The following is a 21,583-nucleotide window of genomic DNA, read 5'->3' as shown; positions in this document are numbered from 1 at the left end:
CCGGTGCAGCACACAGCGTCGTGGCGCCGGCGCTTTTGAGGAGCAGCAGTCTTGCGCGAGTTCAGCCTTCCGGCCCTGTACGAGGTCCCCGCGGACGGCAATCTGACGGATCTCATCCGCCGAAATGCCGCGCAGCACCCGGATGTTGCCGTCATGGGACGCAAGGTGAACGGAGCGTGGCAGGACGTCACCGCCGCCACCTTCCTCGCCGAGGTCCGCGCCGCCGCCAAGGGCCTGATCGCCTCCGGGGTCCGGCCCGGCGACCGGGTCGGTCTGATGTCGCGCACCCGATATGAGTGGACACTGCTGGACTTCGCCATCTGGAGCGCCGGCGCGATCACCGTCCCCGTGTACGAGACCAGTTCCGCCGAGCAGATCCAGTGGATCCTCGGCGACTCCGGCGCGGTGGCCTGCCTGGTGGAGAGCCCCACCCACGAGGCGACCGTCGAGTCGGTCCGCGACCGGCTGCCCGAGCTGGAGAACATCTGGCAGATCGAACGGGACGCCATCGCCCGGCTCCAGGCCGCGGGCGCCGACATCTCCGACGACGAGGTGGAGGCGCGCAGCGCGCTCGCCGACGCGGACTCGCCCGCCACCATCGTCTACACCTCCGGCACCACCGGCCGCCCCAAGGGCTGTGTGCTCAGCCACCGCAGCTTCTTCGCCGAGTGCGGCAACATCGTCGAGCGGCTGCGGCCGCTGTTCCGCACCGGCGAGTCCTCGGTGCTCCTCTTCCTCCCCATCGCGCATGTCTTCGGCCGGCTGGTGCAGGTCGCCGCGGTGATGGCGCCCATCAAGCTGGGCCACGCCCCCGACATCAAGAACCTCACCGACGACCTCGCCTCCTTCCGCCCGAAGCTGGTCCTGGGCGTGCCCCGGGTCTTCGAGAAGGTCTACAACTCGGCGCGGGCCAAGGCGCAGGCCGACGGCAAGGGCAAGATCTTCGACAAGGCGGCGGACGTCGCGATCGCCTACAGCCGCGCGCTGGACACCCCGGCGGGCCCGACGTTCGGTCTGAAGCTGAAGTACAAGGTCTTCGACCGGCTCGTGTACGGCCGGCTGCGCGCCGTCCTCGGCGGCCGCGCCACCCACGCCATCTCCGGCGGCGCCCCGCTCGGTGAACGCCTGGGCCACTTCTACCGCGGTATCGGCTTCACCGTCCTGGAGGGCTACGGCCTGACGGAGTCCTGTGCGGCCACCGCCTTCAACCCGTGGGACCGGCAGAAGATCGGCACCGTCGGCCAGCCGCTGCCCGGCTCGGTCGTGCGGATCGCCGACGACGGCGAGGTGCTGCTGCACGGCGAGCATCTGTTCACCGAGTACTGGAACAACCCCTCGGCCACCAAGGAGGCGCTGTCCGACGGCTGGTTCCACACCGGCGACCTCGGCACCCTCGACGAGGACGGCTACCTCGCCATCACCGGCCGCAAGAAGGAGATCCTGGTCACCGCGGGCGGCAAGAACGTCGCCCCGGCCGTGATCGAGGACCGGATCCGGGCGCACGCCCTGATCGCCGAGTGCATGGTCGTCGGCGACGGCCGGCCGTTCATCGGCGCGCTGGTCACCCTCGACGAGGAGTTCCTGCCCCGCTGGGCCGAGGAGCACGGCCATCCCGCCGATGTGACGCCGTCCCAGATCGCCGAGGACCCGGAGCTGCTGGCCGCCGTCCAGCGCGCGGTCGACGACGGCAACGCGGCCGTCTCCAAGGCCGAGTCGGTGCGCAAGTTCCGTATCCTGCCGACCCAGTTCACCGAGGAGTCGGGCCATGTCACGCCGTCGCTGAAGCTCAAGCGGAACGTGGTCGCGAAGGACTTCGCGGAGGACATCGAGGCGCTCTACCGCGCGTAGGGACCGGCCCCCGCCGGGCCGTTCGGCGCACCCGCAATCCGCCGTCGTGGCCACGCCACGGCGGCGGATTCTCATGGGACCCGGGCCGCGGGCGGCTCGCTCAGAGGAGTTCCTTCAGCCGCTCCGCCAGCAGGTCCCAGCGCCACTTCTCCTCCACCCAGGCGCGGCCGCGTTCGCCCATAGAGCGGCGCAGCGCGGGGTCCCGGAGCAGGGTGACGATGCGGTCGGCGGTGGGGGCCGGGGACCCGCCGGGGACGACCCAGCCCGTCTCGCCCTCCAGGACGGCGTCCGGGGCGCCGCCCGAGTCGCCCGCCACCACGGGCAGGCCGGTGGCGGATGCCTCCAGGTAGACGATGCCGAGGCCCTCGACATCGAGCCCGCCGCGGCGGGTGCGGCACGGCATCGCGAAGACATCGCCGGCGCCGTAGTGGGCCGGCAGCTCCTCCCACGGGACCGCGCCGGTGAAGCGCACCGATTCCGCGACGCCCTTCTCCTGGGCCAGCGCGTGCAGTTCCTTCTCGTACGGGCCGCCGCCGACGATCAGCAGCACCGCGTCCGGCACCGCGGCCAGGACGGCCGGCATCGCCTCGATCAGGGTGTCCTGGCCCTTGCGCGGGACCAGCCGCGAGACACACACCACCACCGGCCGCCCGGTGAGCCCGAGCCGGTCCCGTACGGCGTCACCGCCCGAACCGGGGTGAAAGGTCTTCTCGTCGACGCCGGGCGGGAGTTGGACCATCCGCGCGGCGGCCTCCGGGGTGAGCGCACCGGCGATCCGCGAGCGGGTGTACTCGCCGAGGTAGGTGAGCGTGTCCGTCCCCGTACCGATCCGGCGCAGCAGCTGCCGGGCGGCCGGCAGCTGCGCCCAGCCCGCCTCGTGGCCGTGCGTGGTCGCCACGATGCGGCGGGCGCCGGCCGCCCGGAGCGCGGGCGCCATCAGCCCGAGCGGCGCCGCCGCCCCGAACCAGACGGAGGAGCAGCCGTGTTCCCGCAGCAGCCCGGTGGCCCGCCGGGTCACCCTCGGGGTGGGCAGCAGCATCGTCGTACGGTCCCGGATCACCGGGAACGGCTGATCGGCGTCGAAGGCGGCGGTGGCCGCGCGCCCCTCCTCGCTGCGCTTCCAGGTCGAGGCGTAGACGATGACCTGGGTGGGGTCCAGGCGCAGTGCCATGCTGTGCAGGAATGCCTGGATGCCGCCGGGCCGCGGCGGAAAGTCGTTCGTGACGATCAAGGTCTTGTGCACGATGGTCTCTCGGCGGTCGGTCTCGGCGGTCGTGGCCCGACAGTACCCGCCGGCGCCGGGTGGGCGGCCGGCCACCCCGCCACGCCCGTGCCTGCTCTACGGTCATGACAGCCGCGCCCGGCATCATGCAGCAGGCACGAGCGGGCAGCGCGGTACGCACGGGACAGTGAGCAGGGCGCCGGGTCCACGGCCGCGAGCGGCGCCGGCGGCCGACGGCAGGCGGCCGACGGCAGGCGGCCGACGGCAGGCGGCCGACGGCAGGCGGCCGACGGCAGGCGGCCGACGGCAGGCGAGAACGACGAGGTGACGATGGACAGGATCAGCAGAGCGCGCGGGGTGTGGCTCCCGGTCGCGGTCTGGGCCGCGACCCGGGCGGTGGTCCTGCTGTGCGTCCTGAGGGTGCTGGTGCTGCCGGGGCCGGACGTCACCACCGATGTCTCGGTGATCTACCAGGGCTGGTCCGGTGTCCTGAAGACCGGCACCTTCCCGCTGAACGATGTGACCTGGCAGTACCCGCCGGCCGCGGCGCTGGCGATCCTCTCCCCCGGTCTGCTGCCGTTCCTGGACTACGCCACGGCCTTCTTCACCCTGATCCTGGTCACGGACGCGGCGACGCTGGCGCTCCTGCTGCGGGCCGGCCGCCGTGCGGAGCACCGGGCGGCCGGCGCCTGGGTGTGGATCGCGGGGGTGGCGCTGCTGGGCCCGACGGCCTACGCCCGCTACGACCTGATGGTCACCGCGGTCGCCGTCGCCGCGCTGTTCGCCGCCGTCCGGCGGCCGCGGGTGGCGGGCGCGCTGATCGCCTTCGGGGCGCTGCTGAAGGTCTGGCCCGCGCTGCTGCTGACCGGGGCGGCGCTGCGCGGCCGCCGGGCCCGCGCGCTGTGGCGGACCGCGGCCGGCACCGCGGCCGGGCTGACCGTGCTCCTCGTGGCCGCCGCACCGGGCGCGCTGGCCTTCCTCACTTTCCAGCGCGACCGCGGTACGGAGGTCGAGTCGCTCGGCGCGCTGGTCTTCCATGTCGCCCGCCACTACGGGTGGGACGGTCAGGTGCTGCTGAACTACGGCTCGCTGGAGTTCCTCGGCCCGGGTGTCCCGTTCGCCGGCACCGTGGCGCTCACCCTGAGTCTGGCCGCCGTGGGCTGGCTGTTCCTGTGGCGGGTGCGGGTCCGGGAGCTGCGCCCCGGGACGCTGTGCGAGGCCGCCTTCACCGCCACCCTGCTGTTCACGACCACCAGCCGGGTGATCAGCCCGCAGTACATGCTGTGGCTGGTGGGGCTCGGCGCGGTCTGTGTGACCGTACGTGCCGCCCGGCAGACGCTGCCGGTGGTGCTGGTCCTGATCGCCACCGGGGTCACCCTGCTGGAGTTCCCCGTCGGGTTCGCCCAGGTCGTCGCGAGCGATCCGTGGGGCATCGCGCTGCTGGCCGTACGCAACGGGCTGCTGGTCGCCGCGTCGCTGATCGCCTGCCGGCGGCTGTGGGTCTCTACACGGGGCGACGGACGCGGGCCGAGCGGGCGCGGGCGGACCGGGCGCGGGCGGACCGGCATCGCCGGCGTGGTGCGCGCCCGCCGTCCGGTCGCCGGGGCCCCCGCCGCTCCGCCGGAGCTCACCGGCACCGCCCCGCGGCCCCGGACGGAGGGCGCGCCACCGTCGCCGTGAGCCCGTCCGCCCCGCTCAGCGCGCCAGCTGTTTCCGTACGAAGGCGCGCCACTGCCGGGTGAACTCCGCCATGCTGACGCCCAGTTGGCTGCGCATGGCGTGGTCGGTCCGCTCGGCGCGGGCCTTCGGCCGCTCTCCGGGGCGGGCGACCGGGGTGGCCGAACGGGAGCGCGAGGAGGCCGCCGTGGCCGACGAGGCCGCCTCGATCGGGGCCCCCGCGCTCCCCGCCGAGACCTGGGCCGCGCTCTTGCCCGCCGCCCGGTAGAAGGCGAGCAGCTTGGCCTCGCCCCACTTCTCCGCGATCATCCGGCAGGCCAGCCAGCTGCCCTCGTACGCCTTCGCCAGCCGGTCGGCGCCCGCCTTGAAGCCGAAGTCCTCATCGGTCGGCAAACGGGCGGGGAGCTTGCCGGCGGCGACCGCGTGGGTGAGTTCGGGGGCGGTGAGGGCGGCCTTGCGGCGGATGCCGCGGTAGGCGGCCCAGTCGGCGAAGCCCTCGGAGAGCCACAGCGGGGTGGCCGGCGTGGTGGCCGTACGGGTGGCGACATGGGCGGTCTCGTGGGTGAGGACCACCCGGCGGCCCAGGTCGTTGAGCTCCTCGTACGCGTCCGGGTTGATGATCACGCGGTCCGCGGGCGCGGTCGTCGAGACCCCGGCCTCCCCGGTGGTGACCGCCGCGATCCCCGCGTAACCGGACGGATCGTCGCTGCCCATCAGCTGCGCCATCCCCTCCACCGACTCCGGCGCCTCCACCACGACCTTCTGCGACCACTTCCCCTTCCAGGCCGCGGAGACCGCGGGCACCGCCCGGTCCACCCGGTGCGCCAGGTCCTTCAGCCGCGCCCGCCGCGCGCCGCCGCCGAGCACCAGGCTGTACCGGCCGCGGACCAGCTTCACCGGCCCCTGGTCCCACAGCTGGCGGGTGCCGCTGCGGCCGGCCGCAGCGCCATCGGTGTCCGAGGAGATCAGCCAGCGGCCGTCGCGCTCGGTCAGGGTGAGGTACTGGACGGCGTGCACCGGCGCGGTGTCGAAGCCCTTGAGGCGGTAGCGCAGCCGCACCTTCGCGGCCAGCCGCGTCCGGTCGCCGTCGGCCGGGAGCGGGAAGGCGTCGGTGGAGTCGAGGTCGTAGTGCCAGTCGGCCAGCGGCACGCCCTTCAGGTGGGCGAACATCGCGCGCTGGCGGTCGCGGTAGCCGGTGGCCCGCGGGTCGACGGAGGCGAGGAAGCCCGCCGCGTCCTGCCGCTCGACGGCCCGCGCGCGGGCGACGAGCATCCGCTGGACGTCGGGGAAGCGGGCCGGTGCCGGCGGGGCGCCCGCGGGCCCGCAGCCGGCCAGCGGGGCGAGCAGCGCGAGAAGAAGGGCGGCGCAGCCCGCCGCCCCGGCCCGCGACGGCCGGCGTCTCGCCCACTGGTGTGACATGCGGACGATCGTAGATCCGGCCCGGCCCGGGCAAAAACGCGGAGATCCGCCTCAGGGCCTGGTGACGGCCGAGATCGGCATCATCCCGACGGGGTCGTAGCGGACCCGTGCGCCGGGGTAGGGCGCGTGCACCACTTGGCCGTTGCCGACGTACATCCCGACATGGCTGGCGTCCGAACGGTAGATGACCAGGTCACCGGGGCGTGCCTGGCCGATCGGCACCTGCCGGCCGGCGCCCCGCTGGGCCTGGGAGGTACGCGGGAGGGAGACTCCGGCCCGGCCGTAGGCCCATTGGGTGAGTCCGGAGCAGTCGAAGGACGAGGGGCCGCTGCTCCCCCAGGCGTACGGGCGGCCGACCGCGGCGCGCACCGCGGCGACGGCGGCGGCGGCCCGCCCGGAGGCCGGTGCGGCGCCGCCCAGGTCCGGGGCCGCCTCGCGGTGCCCGTCGCTCCGGGAGGCCCGCTCGTAGGCCGCCCGGTCGCTCTTGGGGAGCGCGTTCAGCAGCCGTCGCGCGGTGGCCAGCTTGCGCTGTACGGCCTTCTTGTGGCGGGCGACGGCCTTGCGACCGGCCTCCAGCTCGGTGAGCTTGCGGACGGTCTCCCTGCGCTGCTGCTCCAGGCAGCGCTGGGCCGCCTGGAGGCCGTGCAGCTCATCGGCCTGCCGGTGGCCGAGCCGGTCGAGCGCGGAGGCTTTCTCCAGGTAGGTGTCGGGCCTTTCGGAGAGCATCAGCCGGACCGTGGGGTCGATCCCGCCCGACCGGTACTGGGCGGCGGCCAGCGCGCCCAGCCGGCCGCGCATCCGGTTGACCCGCTCCTGGGCGCGGGCGGTGCGGTCCTGGAGGGCCGCCACCTCATGGCGCAGCTTCTTGGTCCGGGCCTGTGCGCCGTTGTACTTCTCGGTGGCCCGCTCCGCCTGGACGTAGAGACTGTCGACCCGGGCGGTCGCCGCCGCCCGGCCCGCGGACGGGCCGTCCGCGGGGTCCGCGGCGGCCGGTGGCGCCGACAGCGCGGCGGCCGCGGTCGCCAGGGCGGCCGACACCACGGTCACTCCGGCGAGGGTGGTCTGGGCGTGCTGCGAGGTACGGCGGTGGGACACCACGAGAGCCGCACTCCTTCCATGGGGGTCCCCCCTGCTCGAGCGCAGCCGAGAGCTCGGGGGAAGCCCCGCCGCCCCGGGAGGGCGCGCGGTGAACCGGATGCTGCGCGGGCAGAGAGTACGGGCCCGTGCACACCTGCCCAAAACCCTCATACCTCGGCAAAAAGCCGCCCCGCCGGTGACTGTGCAGGTCACCGGCGGGGCGGCAGGTCAGCGGCCGGGGCCGCAATTCGCCCGTTCGGGCGGCAGGTTGAGGGGGGTGTGCGGCTTCTCAGACCCGCACGCCATACATGAACGGCATGTTGTTGATCGACTCGTAGCGCACGTTGGCGCCCGGCTTCGGTGCGTGCAGGACCTGGCCGTTGCCCGCGTAGAGGCCGATGTGGTGCAGGTCGCTGTAGAAGAGCACCAGATCGCCGGGCTTGAGGGCGCTCTGCGAGCTGATCCGGGTACCGGCGCTGGCCTGTGCCTGCGAGGTGCGCGGCAGCGACTGGCCGGCCTGCTGGTACGCCCAGGAGGTCAGACCCGAGCAGTCGAAGGACGACGGGCCGGTGGCGCCCCAGACGTACGGCGAACCTATCTTGGACTGCGCGGCCTGAAGGGCGGCCGCACCGCGGCCCGAAGCCGGAACGTCATCGCCGAGGTCGACCCGCTCGTTGCTGCGGTTGGCGCGGTTCTCCTCGGCCTGCATGGCCGCCCGCTCCTTGGCGGTCATCTTGTTGAGCAGCTCCTGCGCCTTGCCGAGCTTGCCCTTGATCTCGTCCTTCTTGTCACCGAGCGCCTTGCGGGTCTCGGAGAGGTCCTTGATCTTGCCCGCGGCCTCCGCGCGCTCCTGGGCGAGCCGGCGCTGCTTGTCCGCGATGGTCTTCAGCTGGTCGGCCTGCTTGCCGCTCAACTGGTCGAGCGTGGCGGCCTTTTCGAGGTAGGTGTCCGGGTCGCCGGAGAGGAACAGCTGGACCGAGGGGTCGATGCTGCCACTGCGGTACTGGCCGGAGGCGACCGCGCCGAGGCCCTTGCGGAGCTGGTTGAGCTCCCCCTGACCGCGGGCGACCTTGTCCTGGAGGTCGTCGACCTCCTTCTGGAGCTTCTCCTGCTGCTCCTTGACGCCGTTGTACTTCTCGGTGGCCTGCTCGGCCTCCCCGTAGAGCTTGTCGACCTCGGACTTGACGTCCTTCTTCGACTGCTGGGGGTCGGCCTGGGCGGCCTGGGACGAGAGGGCGACGGCCGCCGCGGCGGTGGCGGTGAGCACGGTCACGCGGGTACGGCTCGGCTGCTTGGGTCGACGGTGGGACGCCACGGGGGCGAGCTCCTTCTTCCTCCAGCCGCCTACCGGGAAGTGGGGGGGGTGAGACCCCGGCTCCGCGTGAACGCCGCGGACTCGGCGGTTCCTTCACTGTTCATCCCGGTTGGATGATCATCTGCATGAAGGTTCGGGGCTGACCTTAGTAACGGAGTTGTGATCGCTTCAAATCCTCACGGGAAAATTCTGCGCCACCAACCCCATCCTTTACCAACATCACACAGGCAGTAAGCGCCACTTGACGCTCAGAGACGAGTGCAGGGGAATTCCCGCGTCCGGCGGCCTCGACGAGGGGCGTGCGTCAGGTACGGGCAAGTCGCTTGAGAAGCAAGGCGGATGCGACCGGGCGCGCGCCGGCCTTCGCCACACCGTCGGCCACTTCCCGGTCCGTGGAGACCACGACGACCGGACGGCCGGGCGGTTCGGCCCTTACCAGCTGACGAATCAACTCATCGGCCGTTACGCCCGGTTTGCTGAACAGCACCCGGACCCCGCGCGGCGGTGCGAGCAGCACCGGCGCCGCCAGCTCCGCCCCGTCGAAGACACAGGTCATCTCGGCACCGGTCTGCGCCGCCAGCACCGCGAGACCGCCCAGCAGCCGCAGCCGCTGCTTTTCGAGCGGCATGGTCGGATAGCCGGTTTTGGTGACGTTGTAGCCATCCACCACCAAATGCGCCTGCGGCAGGGCGAGAAGCTGGTCGAGCAGCGCCGGATCCATCTCCGACAGCGCCCGGGTCGCGATGTCCTTGGGCGTCATCCGCCCCGGCGCGACCGCCTCGACGGTGTCCGCCGGGTGCACGTTCGCGGGCGGCAGGGCCAGTTCGCGGCGCAGCCCCTGGGCCGCGTCCAGGACCGTGTCCAGCAGCAGCCGCAGCCGCATGTCCTCGACGCTGCGGCCCTCGCGGGCGGAGCGCCGGCTGGTCTCCAGCGCCGTCTCGGCCTCGGCGATCCGGCCCTTGAGCCGGCGCACTTCACTGTCCGCGGAGGTCTTCTCGGTGGCCGCCCGGTCCCGCTCCTCCGTCAGCGCGGCCTCGGCCTTACGGACCGCCGCCTCACCGCGCTTGACGTCGCTCAGCGCACTGCGCAGCTTGCGCCGCAGCGACTCGTTCTCCTTGCGCACCGCGTCCAGGTCCACCCGGATACGGTCGGCCTCCGTACGGGCCTCGCCACGCGCCTGCGCCAGCTCCTCGCGCAGCCGGGCCAGCTCCCGCTCGGCCTCCTCGCCGGCCCGCTCGGCGCGCGCCCGCTGGGCCTCCTCGCCGGCCGCCGCCACGAGCTTGACCCAGCCCTCGGGCCGCAGCACATAGGCCGCCGCCGCGACATCGAGCGGATCGGCGGCCGCGGGCGGGTTGCCGTGCTCCAGCGCCGCGGCCAGCTCCGGCTGCGCCTCGTGCAGCTTGCCGGCGATCCGCTGCCGGAAGACCGCGTCGCTCTCCAGCGCCGCGGCCATCGCGTTTCCGGCGAACTTGGCCCGACGAGTCGGGGTGAACCGGGCGTACTGCCGCAGCGGGGGCGGGAGTTCGGCGACCGTCAGCGCGCCGAACGACTCCGCGGTGAGCGCCACGACACGGCGCCGTACGCCCTCGGGCAGCGGTCGGTCGAGCACCTCGTCCGCCGCACCCTCGGGTACGTCGTCACGCTGGGCCCCCGGCTCCCCTTCTGGACGGTCCACCACGGCTGCATCGCTCCGATCTCAGGCGTTCGCGCCCGGACGGTCCACCAGCTCGATCTGGTCGACCGCGTTGCACCAGCGGCAGCGCACGGACTCGATGCTCTCACTGAGGACCTCGCGCTCCTCCACCTTCGGGTCCCCGGCCAGGTCCAGGTGGACGTACTCCACCACCTTGGCCTGGCGGGTCACGTCGAAACGCGTGAGGTTGCCGCACAGCGTGCAGCGCCACCGGGTTTCGGCCGTCGGCAGGGGAACAGCCATCGTGTCGTCCTCTTTCATGCTCTTCGTCATGTGCTGCTGCGCGGTTCACGCGGTGCGCCGTCGGACTGCGGAAGTACGCAAAGTACTGCCTGTAACCCTACGGCCTGACGGGGGGCGGGTGCGGGCCCCGCCCGGGTGCCGGGACCCGGCGAGGCGCTCTGTCCCGATTGCCCGCATTGAGCCATGATCACTTCATGACGGCGCCGGCCCCCTCTCCCCGTTCTCCCCGCTCGTCCGGTCTCCTCCCCCGCCGTCCGCACCCCACCCGGTCCCTGACCGCGGTGTTCTCGCGGATGACGAATGTGCTGATCGGCCTGTGCTGCGCGGTCTTCGTGCTCGGCCCCGCCTCCGGCCTGAACCGGATATACGGCACCGGCGACGCCCTGCTGAAGGCCCAGACCGCCTATTTCGAGCGGTGGGGCGTGATCCCGCTGGATCTGTGGAGCGGCTCGGTACGGGCCCTGGTCACGCCGCTCACCGCGTTGTTCGTGCACGGCAGCTGGCTGCACCTGCTCGGCAACATACTGTTTCTCTACGTCTTCGGCGCGATGGCCGAGGCGCGCATGGGCCGGCTGCCGTTCACCGCCTTCTACCTCATCATCGGCTACCTGGCGCTGCTCGGCTACGCGGCCGCCCACGCCGACTCGGGCCAGACCCTGGTCGGCGCCTCCGGCTCGATCTCCGGCGTACTGGGCGCCTTCCTCTACCTGTTCCCGACGGCCCGGGTCACCAGCCTCTTCCCGTTCCTGTTCTTCCTGCCGCTGCGCTTCCCCGCCTGGCTCGTCCTGCTGTTCTGGTTCGTCCTCCAGTGGCAGGCCGCACAGGACGACCCCCGCGGACCGGGCGTCGCCTACCTCGCCCATGTCATCGGCTTCGCCCTCGGCTTCCTCTACGCATGGGCCCGCTACGGGAGGGATAGTGTGGGGGCCACCAGGGCGAACGACCGGGCGACCGAGGAAGAGAGCCAGCCGTGATCACGTCGATCGTGCTCATCAAGACCAACGTGGACCAGATCCCGGAGATCGCCGAAAAGATCGCCGCGCTGGACGGCGTCAGCGAGGTCTACTCGGTCACCGGCGCCCACGACCTCATCGCGATGGTCCGCGTCGCCGCCCACGACGACCTCGCGGACGTCATCCCCGGCCGCATCAGCAAGGTCCCCGGCGTCGCCTCCACGGAGACGCATATCGCGTTCCGCACGTATAGCCAGCATGACCTTGAGGCCGCCTTTGCGATCGGGCTGGAGGCCTAGCCCGTCTTTTTCCCACGTTTTCGGCTGTCCCGCCGTGGGTGTTGCTCGCCGTTGCGCCTGCGGCGGGCCGGTCCGCTGCGCGGGGCTGTGGGTGCGGTGACGGGCCTCCGGGGCCTGGTGTGTGGACTGCTTCGCTTTACGTCCACACACCAGCCCCCTCCGGCCCGTCCCCTCCCGTTGGGGGAGTGAGTGACGGTGGGTGGGGGCGGGCCACCCATGCCCCTGACCATGCCGAAGCCCGCGCCGTGCCCGTGCCCGTGCCCATTGCATGTGATCTACGAGCCGCACCGGACCACTTACCGGTCCCTCGCCAAGGTTTTTCCCACCCGTCACCGCACCCGACAGCCCCGCGCAGCGGACCCCGCCCGCCGCTGGGGGTACCTCCCACGCCCTTCAGGCAGTGGGGGAGCAACGGCGAGCAACACCCACGGCGGGACAGCCGAAAACGTGGGCCAAAGGCAAAGCGCAGCGGAAAGCCAAAAACGTGGGAATCAATCCGCGCTTCGCGCGGGGACGCAACGGCCGTCCTCCGTCTGGTAGTTCCAGCGGGCGCCGTTCGTCACCAACTCCTTGACCGCTTCGAGGAAGCGGTCGACATGCTCATCGGGCGTGCCGGCGCCGAAACTGACGCGGATGGCGTTGAGGGACTTCTCGCCGGGGGCCGCCTCGGGGGCGCCGCACTCGCCGGGGTCCTGGGGCTCGCTGCCGAGGAGGGTGCGGACGAGGGGGTGGGCGCAGAAGAGGCCGTCGCGGACGCCGATGCCGTACTCGGCCGACAGGGCGGCGGCGAAGTGGGAGCTGTTCCAGCCTTCGACGACGAAGGAGAGGACGCCGACGCGTGCCGCGTCCTCGCCGAAGAGGGAGAGCACGTTCACCTCGGGTACCTCGGCCAGGCCGGCGCGGAGGCGGGCGATCAGCTCCTGTTCGCGGGCGACCAGGGCGTCGAAGCCGGCCTCGGTCAGGGCCTGGCAGGCCGAGGCGATGGCGTAGGCGCCGATGACGTTGGGCGAACCGGCCTCGTGCCGGGCCGCGGTGGTGTGCCACTCGACGTCCACCCCGCCGTCCGTGCGCCGGGAGACCTTGCGGCTGGCGCCGCCGCCGGCCAGGTACGGCGCGGCGTCCCGCAGCCAGTCCGCGCGGCCGGCCAGCACCCCGGCGCCGAACGGCGCGTAGAGCTTGTGGCCGGAGAACGCGACCCAGTCCACGTCCAGCTCGGCGAGGTCCACCGGGTGGTGCGGGACGAGCTGTGCCGCGTCCAGCACGATCCGGGCGCCGTGCGCATGCGCGGCGGCCGCCAGCTCCCGCACCGGCCACAGCTCACCGGTCACATTCGACGCACCGGTCACGCAGACCAGCGCCGGACCGTAGGGCTCGCGGGTGGCCAGCGCCTTCTCCAGGGTGTCCACGGCCTGTTGCGGGGTGCGCGGTGCGTTGAGGTAGGTGACCTCGACGTCGGAGCGCTGCTCCCACGGCAGCAGCGAGGCGTGGTGCTCGGTCTCGAAGACGAACACCCGGGTGTTCTCGGGGAGTACGGCGGCGAGCAGGTTCAGCGAGTCGGTGGTGGAGCGGGTGAAGACGACCTGGTCGCCCTCCCGTCGCCCACCACCGCCCTTGCCGGACCGGGCTTCGCCCGGGCCCCCTTCGATGCGGCAGCCGAGGAACTCGGCGATGGTGCGGCGGCTGTTCTCGAAGAGGTCGGTGGACAGCTGCGAGAGGTATCCGGCGCCGCGGTGCACGCTGCCGTAGTACGGGGCGTAGGCCGCCACGTCGTCCCAGACCCGCTGGAGGGCGGGGGCGCTGGCGGCGTAGTCCAGCGCGGCGTAGTCGACCTCGCCGCCGGTCACGAGCGGGACGAGGACATCCCGGCCGAGAACCGGCAGCGGGGCACAGACGGAGCGGTCGGCGGCAACGGCGGAAACAGACATGGCGAACTCCCGTGAGAGGTAAGCGAATTCGCCGCGTGCGGGGGTGCGGGAGGGCGCGCCGGGGCACCGCGGCGGAAAGGAAAAAGGGATGCGGGAAAGGGGCCGTCGGGCCCTATCGCATTCGCTGATTCACGGAAGTTCTCCCTCGGGGACCAGGATCCCTGGCGAGGGATCCGCGCTTGCCGCAGACCTCGCTGCCTACGGCCTGGTCATCACCCGGGGCACCCCGCCACGGAAGGAGGGTTGCCGGACAGCGGGCCGGGGCCTGCATCGCTGTCACTCGTGACCTGGGCAGAATCATGCCACACGGGCAAAGAGGCGCAAGGCCCGGTCCATATGACGGACGGGGCCTTGCGTCACACCCTGCGTTACCGCGCGCTCATGTGTTGCTGGCGGCCACCCAGCGCTCCAGCGCCCGCTTGGCCGCGCCGGAGTCGACCGAGGCGGCGGCGCGCTCGATCCCGGCCCGGATCTGCTCGGCCAGCGGGGCGTCCGCCGGCTCCAGGGCGACCAGCGCCGCCGCGGCGTTCAGCAGCACCGCGTCCCGCACCGGGCCGGTCTCCCCGTCCAGCAGCCGGCGGGCCACATCCGCGTTGTACGAGGCGTCCGCGCCGCGCAGCGCCTCCACCGGCACCAGGGGGATGCCCACGTCCCGGGGGTCGAAGGACTCCTCGCGCACCGTGCCGTCCCGGACGATCCACACCCGGGAGGTCGCGGTCGTGGTCAGCTCGTCCAGGCCGTCGTCGCCGCGGAACACCAGCGCCGACGAGCCGCGCTCGGCGAGCACCCCCGCCAGGATCGGCGCCATCCGGGCGTCCGCGACACCGGTCGCCTGGGCGCGGACCTTCGCGGGGTTGGTCAGCGGGCCGAGCACGTTGAAGGTGGTACGGATGCCGAGCTGGGCCCGCGCGTTGGCGACGTGCCGCAGCGAGGGGTGGAACTTCACCGCGAAGCAGAAGGTGATGCCCGCTTCCCGGGCGACCTCGGTGACCCGCTGCGGGGTGAGGTCGAGATTGACGCCGAGCTTCTCCAGGACGTCGGAGGCGCCGCTGGCCGAGGAGGCGGCGCGGTTGCCGTGCTTGACGACCTTGGCACCGGTGCCGGCGACCACGATCGAGGACATCGTGGAGATGTTGACGGTCTTGGCGCCGTCACCGCCGGTGCCGACGATGTCGACGCTGGGACCGGGGACCTCGATCAGCCGGGCGTGCGCGTACATGGTGCGCACCAGGCCGGAGATCTCGGCGACGGTCTCGCCCTTGGCGCGCAGGGCCACCGCGAAGCCGGCGATCTGGGCGTCGCTGGCCTCGCCCCGCATGATCTTGTCCATCGCCCAGGCGGTGTCGTCCGCGCTGAGGTCGCGGCCGGCGAGCAGGGCGTTGAGGAGCTCCGGCCAGGTGTGGGCCGCCACGCTGTCGCCGCCAACCGGGGTCACAACGTTCATGGTCCACTCTCCTGGATTGTGTCCTGCCTATGCCGTCACCCTATCGAGCCGCCGGACACGCCGGAGGGCCCCGTCCGATCAAACGGACGGGGCCCTCTGGGTGGCGTACTACCTACGGTGCGCCAGGAAGCGCTGCGGTGATCAGTGGTGGCCGTGGCCGCTGCTGATCTCCTTGTACTCCTCGACCGTGGCCTTCGGGATGACGTTGTCCTCGCCGTAGTAAGCCTTGGAGAGCTTGGCGCGCAGCTTCTGCGAGCGCGACAGCTTGCGCTCCACACCGTTCTCGTCGACCTCCGGGCCCAGCTCGAGCGGCGCGGGCTGCTCGTGCTGCGTGAGCAGGTGCAGCTGCTCCTGGTCGAGCGGCTCGTGGACCTCGATGAACTCACCGTGCGGCAGGCGCTTGATGATGCCGGACTCGCGGCCGTGCAGCACCTTGTCCTTGTCGCGCCGCTGAAGGCCCAGGCAGATCCGCTTGGTGGCGATGAAGGCCAGCACCGGTCCGACGAAGAACGCGATCCGCACGAACCAGGTGATCGAGTTGATCGACAGGTGGAAGTGCGTCGCCCACAGGTCGTTACCGCCACCGATCAGCATCACGAAGTACGCGACGAGCCAGGCGACACCGAAGCCGGTACGGGTCGGGACGTTGCGCGGGCGGTCCAGGATGTGGTGCTCGCGCTTGTCGCCCTTGACCCAGGACTCGATGAACGGGTAGACCGCGATCGCGACCAGGACCAGCGGGAAGACCAGGATCGGGATCAGCACACCGAAGTTGAGGGTGTGGCCCCAGAAGTTCCACTCCCAGCCCGGCATGACACGCACCAGACCCTCGGCGAAGCCCATGTACCAGTCGGGCTGGGCGCCGGTGGACACCTGGTCGGGCCGGTAGGGGCCGATCGCCCACACCGGGTTGATGCTGGCGATCGCGGCGATCACCGAGATCACACCGAAGACCAGGAAGAAGAAGCCTCCGGCCTTGGCCATGTAGACCGGCAGCAGCGGCATGCCCACGACGTTGTTGTTGGTCTTGCCGGCACCCGGGAACTGCGTGTGCTTGTGGTAGAAGACCAGGATCAGGTGCGCCACCAGCAGGCCGAGCATGATGCCCGGCAGCAGCAGGACGTGCACCGTGAAGAACCGCGGGATGATGTCGTGCCCCGGGAACTCCCCGCCGAAGATGAAGAACTGAAGGTACGAACCGACCAGCGGCATCGCCAGGATGACGCCCTCGATGAACCGCACACCGGTACCGGAGAGCAGGTCGTCGGGGAGCGAGTAGCCGGTGAAGCCGGTGAACATGCCCAGCACCAGCAGCAGGAAGCCGAACAGCCAGTTGACCTCGCGCGGCTTGCGGAAGGCGCCGGTGAAGAACACCCGCATCATGTGGACCATCATCGCGGCCAGGAAGACCAGCGCGGCCCAGTGGTGGATCTGGCGGATCAGCAGGCCGCCGCGCACGTCGAAGCTGATGTCCAGCGTCGACTCGAACGCCTGGGTCATCCGGACGCCCTGCATGGGCACGTAGGAACCGTGATAGGTCACCTCGGCCATGCTCGGGTGGAAGAACAGCGTCAGATAGACACCGGTCAGGATGATGATGATGAAGCTGTAAAGCGCGACCTCACCCAGCATGAAGGACCAGTGGTCCGGGAAGATCTTGCGCATGTTGGACTTGGCCAGGCTGTAGATGCCCAGCCGGCCGTCCGCCCAGTCGGCGATCCGCTCGCCCCGTGGCGCCTGGCCACGGCGCGTGGTGGTCGCGCTCGTCTCGTTACTCATCCGCGCTCCCAGAAGCTCGGGCCGACGGGCTCCTCGAAGCCGCTTGCGGCCTCCAGGAAGCCGTCCTTCTCCGTGATGTGCAGCTGCGGCAGGGCGTGTCCGGCCGGACCGAAGATCACCCGACCGCCGTCAGAGAGGTCGAACGTCGACTGGTGGCAGGGGCAGAGCACGTGGTGCGTCTGCTGCTCGTACAGGCTGATCGGGCAACCCACGTGGGTGCAGATCTTCGAGTACGCCACGATGCCCTCGTGCGACCAGGACAGCTCGTGCTTGTCCTTGATGTTCTGCGGCTGGATCCGCACGAGCATCAGGGCGTCCTTGGCGATCTTCTCCGCGAACTCCTCGTCGTCCTCCTCCAGGCCCTCGGGCATGGCGAACGTCAGGGAGCCGACCGCGATGTCCTCGGGACGCAGCGGGAGGTTGGTGGCCTGGTTGACCAGGCGGATGCCCTTCTTCCAGCCCGTGGTGCGCAGCTTGTTCCCGGGCAGCGGCCCGAGGTCACGCAGCAGCACCACACCGGAGAGCGGCACCAGGGCCAGCGCGCCGAACATCGTGTTGCGGATCAGCTTGCGGCGGCCGACCTGCGACTCCTTCGCCCCCTGGGCGAAGTCCGCCATGACCTTGGCCTTGACCTCCGGCGCCGCCTCGATCGGGTGGCGCTCGTCGGCGACCTCCTCGTCCGACATCAGCGTGCGGGCCCAGTGGACCGCACCGGCGCCGATGCAGAAGAGCGCCGCGCCCAGCGTCAGACCGAGCGCGAAGTTCAGCGCGCTGATGTGACCGAGCGGCCAGATGTAGACGTTCTGCTCGATCGGGATCGCCACGTACGAGGCGATGAAGGCGACCGTGGCGATCATGGACACGACGAAGAGAAGCGCCACGGTGCGCTCGGACCGCCTGGCGGCCCGGTCGTCGATGTCCTGGGCACGGTGCTCGTGGGGCGGCAGACCCGGGTCGGCGAACGGGTTCTCCGCCGTGGTCACCGCACCTTCGTGAGCCGTCTCCCGCTCACCGGGAAGGGTTTCTTCTGGCACGTCTTCGTGTCGTCCAGTCTCACTCATGACTTCTTGGCCTTCGTAGTCCGGGCTGCGACCCAGATGGCGACCGCGATCAGCGCGCCCAGGCCGAAGATGTAACCGAAGAGACCCTCACTGACCGGACCGAGACCACCGAGGTCGAGGCCGCCGGGGCTCTCGGATTCATCGCCGTTGACGGCGCCGAGGTACGCGATGATGTCCTTCTTGTTCTGCTTCGACAGCGAACCGTCACCGAAGGAGGGCATGTTCTGCGGGCCGGTTTCCATGGCCTCGTAGATGTGCTTCGGGTCCACGCCCTCGAGCGTCGGTGCGTACTTGCCGTTGGTCAGGGCGCCGCCCTTACCGGTGAAGTTGTGGCACTGCGCGCAGTTGGTGCGGAACAGCTCGCCGCCCTTGCCGATGTTGGCGCCGTCGGGGCTGTACTGCTCCTTGTCCGGCACGGTCGGGCCGGCGCCCAGCGAGGCGACGTAGGCCGCGAGCTGGTCGATCTGGGCGTTGGTGTAGATGTTCTTCTTCCGCGGCACCTGGGCGCCGGGCTGCTGGGCCGGCATCCGGCCGGTGCCCACCTGGAAGTCCACGGCTGCGGCGCCGACGCCGACCAGGCTGGGGCCGTCGGAGGTGCCCTGACCGCCGGTGCCGTGGCAGCTGGCGCAGCCGACGGCGAAGAGCTTCTTGCCCTCCTTGATGGCAAGAGACTGGGCGGTGTCATCGGCCTGAGCCTTGTCCGCCGGCGCGAACGCGGCGTACAGCCCCCCAGTGACCGCCAGCGCGAAGAGTAGGACGACGAGCGCCGCCAGCGGATGGCGCCGTCGTGCGGAGAGCTTTTTCACGGATTACCCCGGTGTCAGGATCTTCTGCGTCGATGCTTTGGATATGTCTGTCTGATACGAGCCGGTACGGGTCCGGACTACTTGATCAGGTAGATCGTGGCGAAGAGGCCGATCCAGACGACATCGACGAAGTGCCAGTAGTAGGACACGACGATGGCCGCGGTGGCCTGCGTGTGGGTGAACCTCTTGGCCGCGTACGTCCTGCCCAGGACCAGCAGGAAGGCGATCAGACCGCCCGTCACATGCAGTCCGTGGAAGCCGGTGGTCAGGTAGAACACCGAGCCGTACGGGCCGGACGAGAGCGACAGGCCCTCGTGCTTGACCAGTTCCGTGTACTCGAAGACCTGACCGCCGATGAAGATCGCACCCATGACGAAGGTGACCACGAACCAGGCCCGGAGCTTCTTGACATCGCCACGCTCCGCCGCGAAAACGCCGAGCTGGCAGGTCAGAGAGCTGAGCACCAGGATCGTGGTGTTGGTCGCGGAGAACGGAAGATTCAGCGCACTGGCGGATTCCTTCCAATACTCGGAGCCGGTCACCGATCGAAGGGTGAAGTACATCGCGAAGAGGGCCGCGAAGAACATCAGCTCGGAACTCAGCCAGATGATGGTTCCGACGCTGGTGAGGTTCGGCCGATTGACCGACGGGTGCGCGTGCCCGGTTTCTACTGTCGTTGCTGTCGCCACGACCGACATTATGTCGGTCGCTTATCCCGCCCTCACTCCGGGGGGTGCCGTTCGGTGTGTCAAGGGCGTATGCCCTGCTCGTACGGACCGTTCCGGTGATCGCTCGAAGGAGGGACGCACCCGGCCGGCCGCCGTGCCGCGGGCCCGCCGGCGCCGGTCCTGACGGGCCGTCGGGCAGATCTTGGATCCGGTCAACCCCTCCTGCCGGCGCCCCTTGCGGGAGTAGCATCCGCCCCACCCGATGCTGTGCCGCTACGAAGCGTGGAGGAACGATGCAGGCGACTGCCACGGTGCTGGTCTACAGCGACAACGCCAACACCCGCGAGCAGGTCCGGCTGGCGGCCGGACGGCGCCCCGCCGCCGATGCCCCGCAGATCGAGATCCTGGAGTGCGCCACCGCACCGGCCGTCCTGACGGCCCTGGAGCAGGGCGGCATCGACGTCTGTGTGCTGGACGGCGAGACCGCGCCCGCGGGCGGCATGGGCGTCTGCCGGCAGATCAAGGACGAGATCTACCGGTGTCCGCCGGTGCTGCTGCTGATCGGCCGCCCCCAGGACGCCTGGCTGGCCACCTGGAGCCGGGCGGACGCAGCGGTGACCCATCCGGTGGACCCGGTGGCCTTCGCCGACACCCTGGCCGGGCTGCTGCGCCGCAGGAACCTCGTACAAGCCTGAGCGGCCTGCTGGGCGGCGCTCAGATCCGCGGGCGCAGCCGGGCCTCACCGACCGGGTTCTGTACCCGCTCGGTCGCTCCTGTGGTGCTGGATGCCTTGTTCTTCAGCGCGCTGCCGTCCCGCCATTCCTTCCAGGGCATGTTCCAGTCGCCGAAGCCGTTGCCGAACGGCGTCATCATCTCGCCGCCGCTGTTGAGGACCTTGACGATGTCGCCGACCCGCACGGTGTTGAAGAACCACTGGGCGTTGCCCGTGGACATGCCCGTACAGCCGTGGCTGACGTTCGCCGCGCCCTGCGATCCGACGGACCAGGGTGCGGCGTGGACGTACTCGCCGCTCCAGGTCACCCGGGTGGCCCAGTAGACCGGCAGATCGTAGGAGTCCCCGCTTCCGGCGGCGATGCCGACGGTCGAGCTGCGCATCCGTACGAAGCTCTCCTTGCCGAGGACGACCTTGATGCCGTTACGGGTGGAGAAGCCGGGCTTGCCGGTGGTCACCGGGATGGTCTTGATCGACTCGCCGTTGCGCCACACCGTGAGCTGGTGCGTAGCCGCGTCCGTGATCGCCTCCACCCGGTCGCCGGTGGTGAGCTTCACGGGCTTGGACGGGCCTCCGTAGAGCCCCTTGGCGATCTTCAGGCCGGCCAGGTTGCTGTGCACCGAGATCGTGGCGTGGGCGGGCCAGTACTCCTTCGGGCGGAAGTGCAGCTTCTTGTCGTCCACCCAGTGCCAGGCGCCCTGCACCCGCGGCATGGAATCGACCTTCAGGGCGCTCTCCACGATGGCGCGGGCCTTCGGGTCCTTGACGGGCTGGCTCAGCTCCGCGGTGACCGGCTGGCCGACGCCGTACTCGCCGGCCTCCGGGCCGAAGGCGGCGGTCAACTGGCCGTCCGCCTCCTTGGTGTTGACCACGAGCGTCTTGCGGCCGGGCTCACCGTCCTCCTCGGTGCTCACCCGCACCGTGTAGCGGGAGCCGGCGGCCAGCGGCGCGGTGGTGCGCCAGTGCCTGCCGTCGGCGCTCAGCTCGCCCTGGACGAAGCGGCCGGTGGCATCGGTGGCCGTGACGTCGGTGATGCGCGCTTCGTCCCCGTTGACGGACACCTCAAGCGGCTTGTCGGGGTCCGCCTTCTTGTTGCCGTCCGGGGTGTTGGCCGAGATCTGGTCGGCCGCGTCGTAGGGATTGGCGGAGAGCGCTTCCGAATCCGAGCCCCCGCACGCGGTGGCGCTCACCGCAAGGGGTACGAGCAGGAGGCCGCAGCTCAGCACCGTCCGGGTTCGAGGTCTGTGACTCATGCCCCAAAAATATGAAGAATCACCTGTCTCAGCGCGCTGGAGGACTGCAAACGGGGGGCCCGTGCCACCAAAAGCGGCGGGGGGGGGGGGCCCCGGGGGGGGGGGCGGGGGCGCCCCCCCCCGCCGCCCGCGGCGGGCCGCGGCTTGTAAAAAAAAAACCAAACCACC

At 71.1% G+C, this 21,583-nt stretch carries 18 protein-coding genes and 1 riboswitch; of the genes, 5 read left to right on the top strand and 13 right to left on the bottom strand.

Annotation, left to right across the window (positions count from 1 at the left end; translation table 11 throughout):
• The first annotated feature begins 51 nt into the window (after nt 1-51).
• Nucleotides 52-1,848 carry an AMP-dependent synthetase/ligase gene (locus ACFWJW_RS30320; protein ID WP_387247370.1) on the top strand — a complete coding sequence of 599 codons (1,797 nt, stop codon included), beginning with the start codon at nt 52-54 and terminating at the stop codon, nt 1,846-1,848.
• 100 nt (nt 1,849-1,948) lie between these two features.
• Here ACFWJW_RS30320 and ACFWJW_RS30315 read toward each other — a convergent pair whose 3' ends face one another.
• Nucleotides 1,949-3,091: a glycosyltransferase family 4 protein gene (locus ACFWJW_RS30315; protein ID WP_387247369.1), complete on the bottom strand. Its 1,143-nt coding sequence runs from the start codon at nt 3,089-3,091 to the stop codon at nt 1,949-1,951.
• 309 nt (nt 3,092-3,400) lie between these two features.
• Between ACFWJW_RS30315 and ACFWJW_RS30310 the strand changes: the two genes are divergently transcribed.
• Nucleotides 3,401-4,750: a glycosyltransferase 87 family protein gene (locus ACFWJW_RS30310; protein ID WP_387247368.1), complete on the top strand. Its 1,350-nt coding sequence runs from the start codon at nt 3,401-3,403 to the stop codon at nt 4,748-4,750.
• A 15-nt stretch (nt 4,751-4,765) separates the two neighbouring features.
• On the opposite strand, the gene ACFWJW_RS30305 is transcribed toward ACFWJW_RS30310, so the two are convergent.
• From ACFWJW_RS30305 to ACFWJW_RS30285, 5 genes are all read right to left on the bottom strand, one after another.
• Complete coding sequence (locus ACFWJW_RS30305; RefSeq protein ID WP_387247367.1) at nt 4,766-6,166, bottom strand: hypothetical protein; 1,401 nt, start codon at nt 6,164-6,166, stop codon at nt 4,766-4,768.
• 51 nt (nt 6,167-6,217) lie between these two features.
• Nucleotides 6,218-7,264, bottom strand: a complete 1,047-nt coding sequence (locus ACFWJW_RS30300) for an NlpC/P60 family protein (RefSeq protein ID WP_387247366.1) — start codon at nt 7,262-7,264, stop codon at nt 6,218-6,220.
• A 268-nt stretch (nt 7,265-7,532) separates the two neighbouring features.
• Nucleotides 7,533-8,558, bottom strand: a complete 1,026-nt coding sequence (locus ACFWJW_RS30295; protein WP_387247365.1) for an NlpC/P60 family protein — start codon at nt 8,556-8,558, stop codon at nt 7,533-7,535.
• Nucleotides 8,559-8,862: 304 nt separating this feature from the next.
• On the bottom strand, nt 8,863-10,236 hold the full coding sequence (locus ACFWJW_RS30290; RefSeq protein WP_387247364.1) for an NYN domain-containing protein: 1,374 nt from the start codon (nt 10,234-10,236) through the stop codon (nt 8,863-8,865).
• A gap of 18 nt (nt 10,237-10,254) precedes the next feature.
• Nucleotides 10,255-10,494: a hypothetical protein gene (locus ACFWJW_RS30285; protein ID WP_387247363.1), complete on the bottom strand. Its 240-nt coding sequence runs from the start codon at nt 10,492-10,494 to the stop codon at nt 10,255-10,257.
• A 293-nt stretch (nt 10,495-10,787) separates the two neighbouring features.
• Here ACFWJW_RS30285 and ACFWJW_RS30280 point away from each other — a divergent pair, with 293 nt between their 5' ends.
• Both ACFWJW_RS30280 and ACFWJW_RS30275 read left to right on the top strand, forming a co-directional pair.
• A complete protein-coding gene (locus ACFWJW_RS30280) occupies nt 10,788-11,468 on the top strand; it encodes a rhomboid family intramembrane serine protease (protein WP_387247389.1) in 681 nt (226 codons plus the stop codon).
• Nucleotides 11,465-11,746 (top strand): Lrp/AsnC family transcriptional regulator, encoded by a 282-nt coding sequence (locus ACFWJW_RS30275; protein WP_085927294.1) that lies wholly within the window; start codon nt 11,465-11,467, stop codon nt 11,744-11,746. Before ACFWJW_RS30280 ends, ACFWJW_RS30275 begins: the two co-directional genes overlap by 4 nt.
• A gap of 491 nt (nt 11,747-12,237) precedes the next feature.
• Here the strand turns inward: ACFWJW_RS30275 and ACFWJW_RS30270 are convergent, their stop codons facing one another.
• From ACFWJW_RS30270 to ACFWJW_RS30245, 6 genes are all read right to left on the bottom strand, one after another.
• Nucleotides 12,238-13,671 carry an aminotransferase class V-fold PLP-dependent enzyme gene (locus ACFWJW_RS30270; RefSeq protein ID WP_387247362.1) on the bottom strand — a complete coding sequence of 478 codons (1,434 nt, stop codon included), beginning with the start codon at nt 13,669-13,671 and terminating at the stop codon, nt 12,238-12,240.
• Between the two features lie 170 nt (nt 13,672-13,841).
• A riboswitch (SAM riboswitch) is annotated at nt 13,842-13,959 on the bottom strand.
• A gap of 91 nt (nt 13,960-14,050) precedes the next feature.
• On the bottom strand, nt 14,051-15,115 hold the full coding sequence (gene trpD / locus ACFWJW_RS30265; RefSeq protein ID WP_387247361.1) for an anthranilate phosphoribosyltransferase: 1,065 nt from the start codon (nt 15,113-15,115) through the stop codon (nt 14,051-14,053).
• Nucleotides 15,116-15,256: 141 nt separating this feature from the next.
• The gene (locus ACFWJW_RS30260; protein ID WP_387247360.1) at nt 15,257-16,894 is read right to left on the bottom strand and encodes a cytochrome bc complex cytochrome b subunit; all 1,638 of its coding nucleotides are present in this window, start codon (nt 16,892-16,894) and stop codon (nt 15,257-15,259) included.
• Entirely contained in the window at nt 16,891-17,955 is a 1,065-nt protein-coding gene (locus tag ACFWJW_RS30255; RefSeq protein WP_387247359.1) for a Rieske 2Fe-2S domain-containing protein, read from the bottom strand. The genes ACFWJW_RS30260 and ACFWJW_RS30255 overlap by 4 nt, the downstream gene beginning before the upstream one ends.
• Nucleotides 17,952-18,761: a c-type cytochrome gene (locus ACFWJW_RS30250; protein ID WP_387247358.1), complete on the bottom strand. Its 810-nt coding sequence runs from the start codon at nt 18,759-18,761 to the stop codon at nt 17,952-17,954. The genes ACFWJW_RS30255 and ACFWJW_RS30250 overlap by 4 nt, the downstream gene beginning before the upstream one ends.
• Nucleotides 18,762-18,838: 77 nt before the next feature.
• Nucleotides 18,839-19,459, bottom strand: a complete 621-nt coding sequence (locus tag ACFWJW_RS30245; RefSeq protein WP_387247357.1) for a heme-copper oxidase subunit III — start codon at nt 19,457-19,459, stop codon at nt 18,839-18,841.
• A gap of 263 nt (nt 19,460-19,722) precedes the next feature.
• Between ACFWJW_RS30245 and ACFWJW_RS30240 the strand changes: the two genes are divergently transcribed.
• On the top strand, nt 19,723-20,124 hold the full coding sequence (locus ACFWJW_RS30240; protein WP_387247356.1) for a hypothetical protein: 402 nt from the start codon (nt 19,723-19,725) through the stop codon (nt 20,122-20,124).
• Between the two features lie 19 nt (nt 20,125-20,143).
• On the opposite strand, the gene ACFWJW_RS30235 is transcribed toward ACFWJW_RS30240, so the two are convergent.
• A complete protein-coding gene (locus tag ACFWJW_RS30235; RefSeq protein WP_387247355.1) occupies nt 20,144-21,415 on the bottom strand; it encodes an Ig-like domain-containing protein in 1,272 nt (423 codons plus the stop codon).
• Nucleotides 21,416-21,583 lie beyond the last annotated feature (168 nt).

The organism is Streptomyces sp. NPDC127097 (assembly GCF_042724075.1).
GTDB lineage: Bacteria > Actinomycetota > Actinomycetes > Streptomycetales > Streptomycetaceae > Streptomyces.
This window is presented reverse-complemented; position numbering and strand designations above follow the sequence as displayed.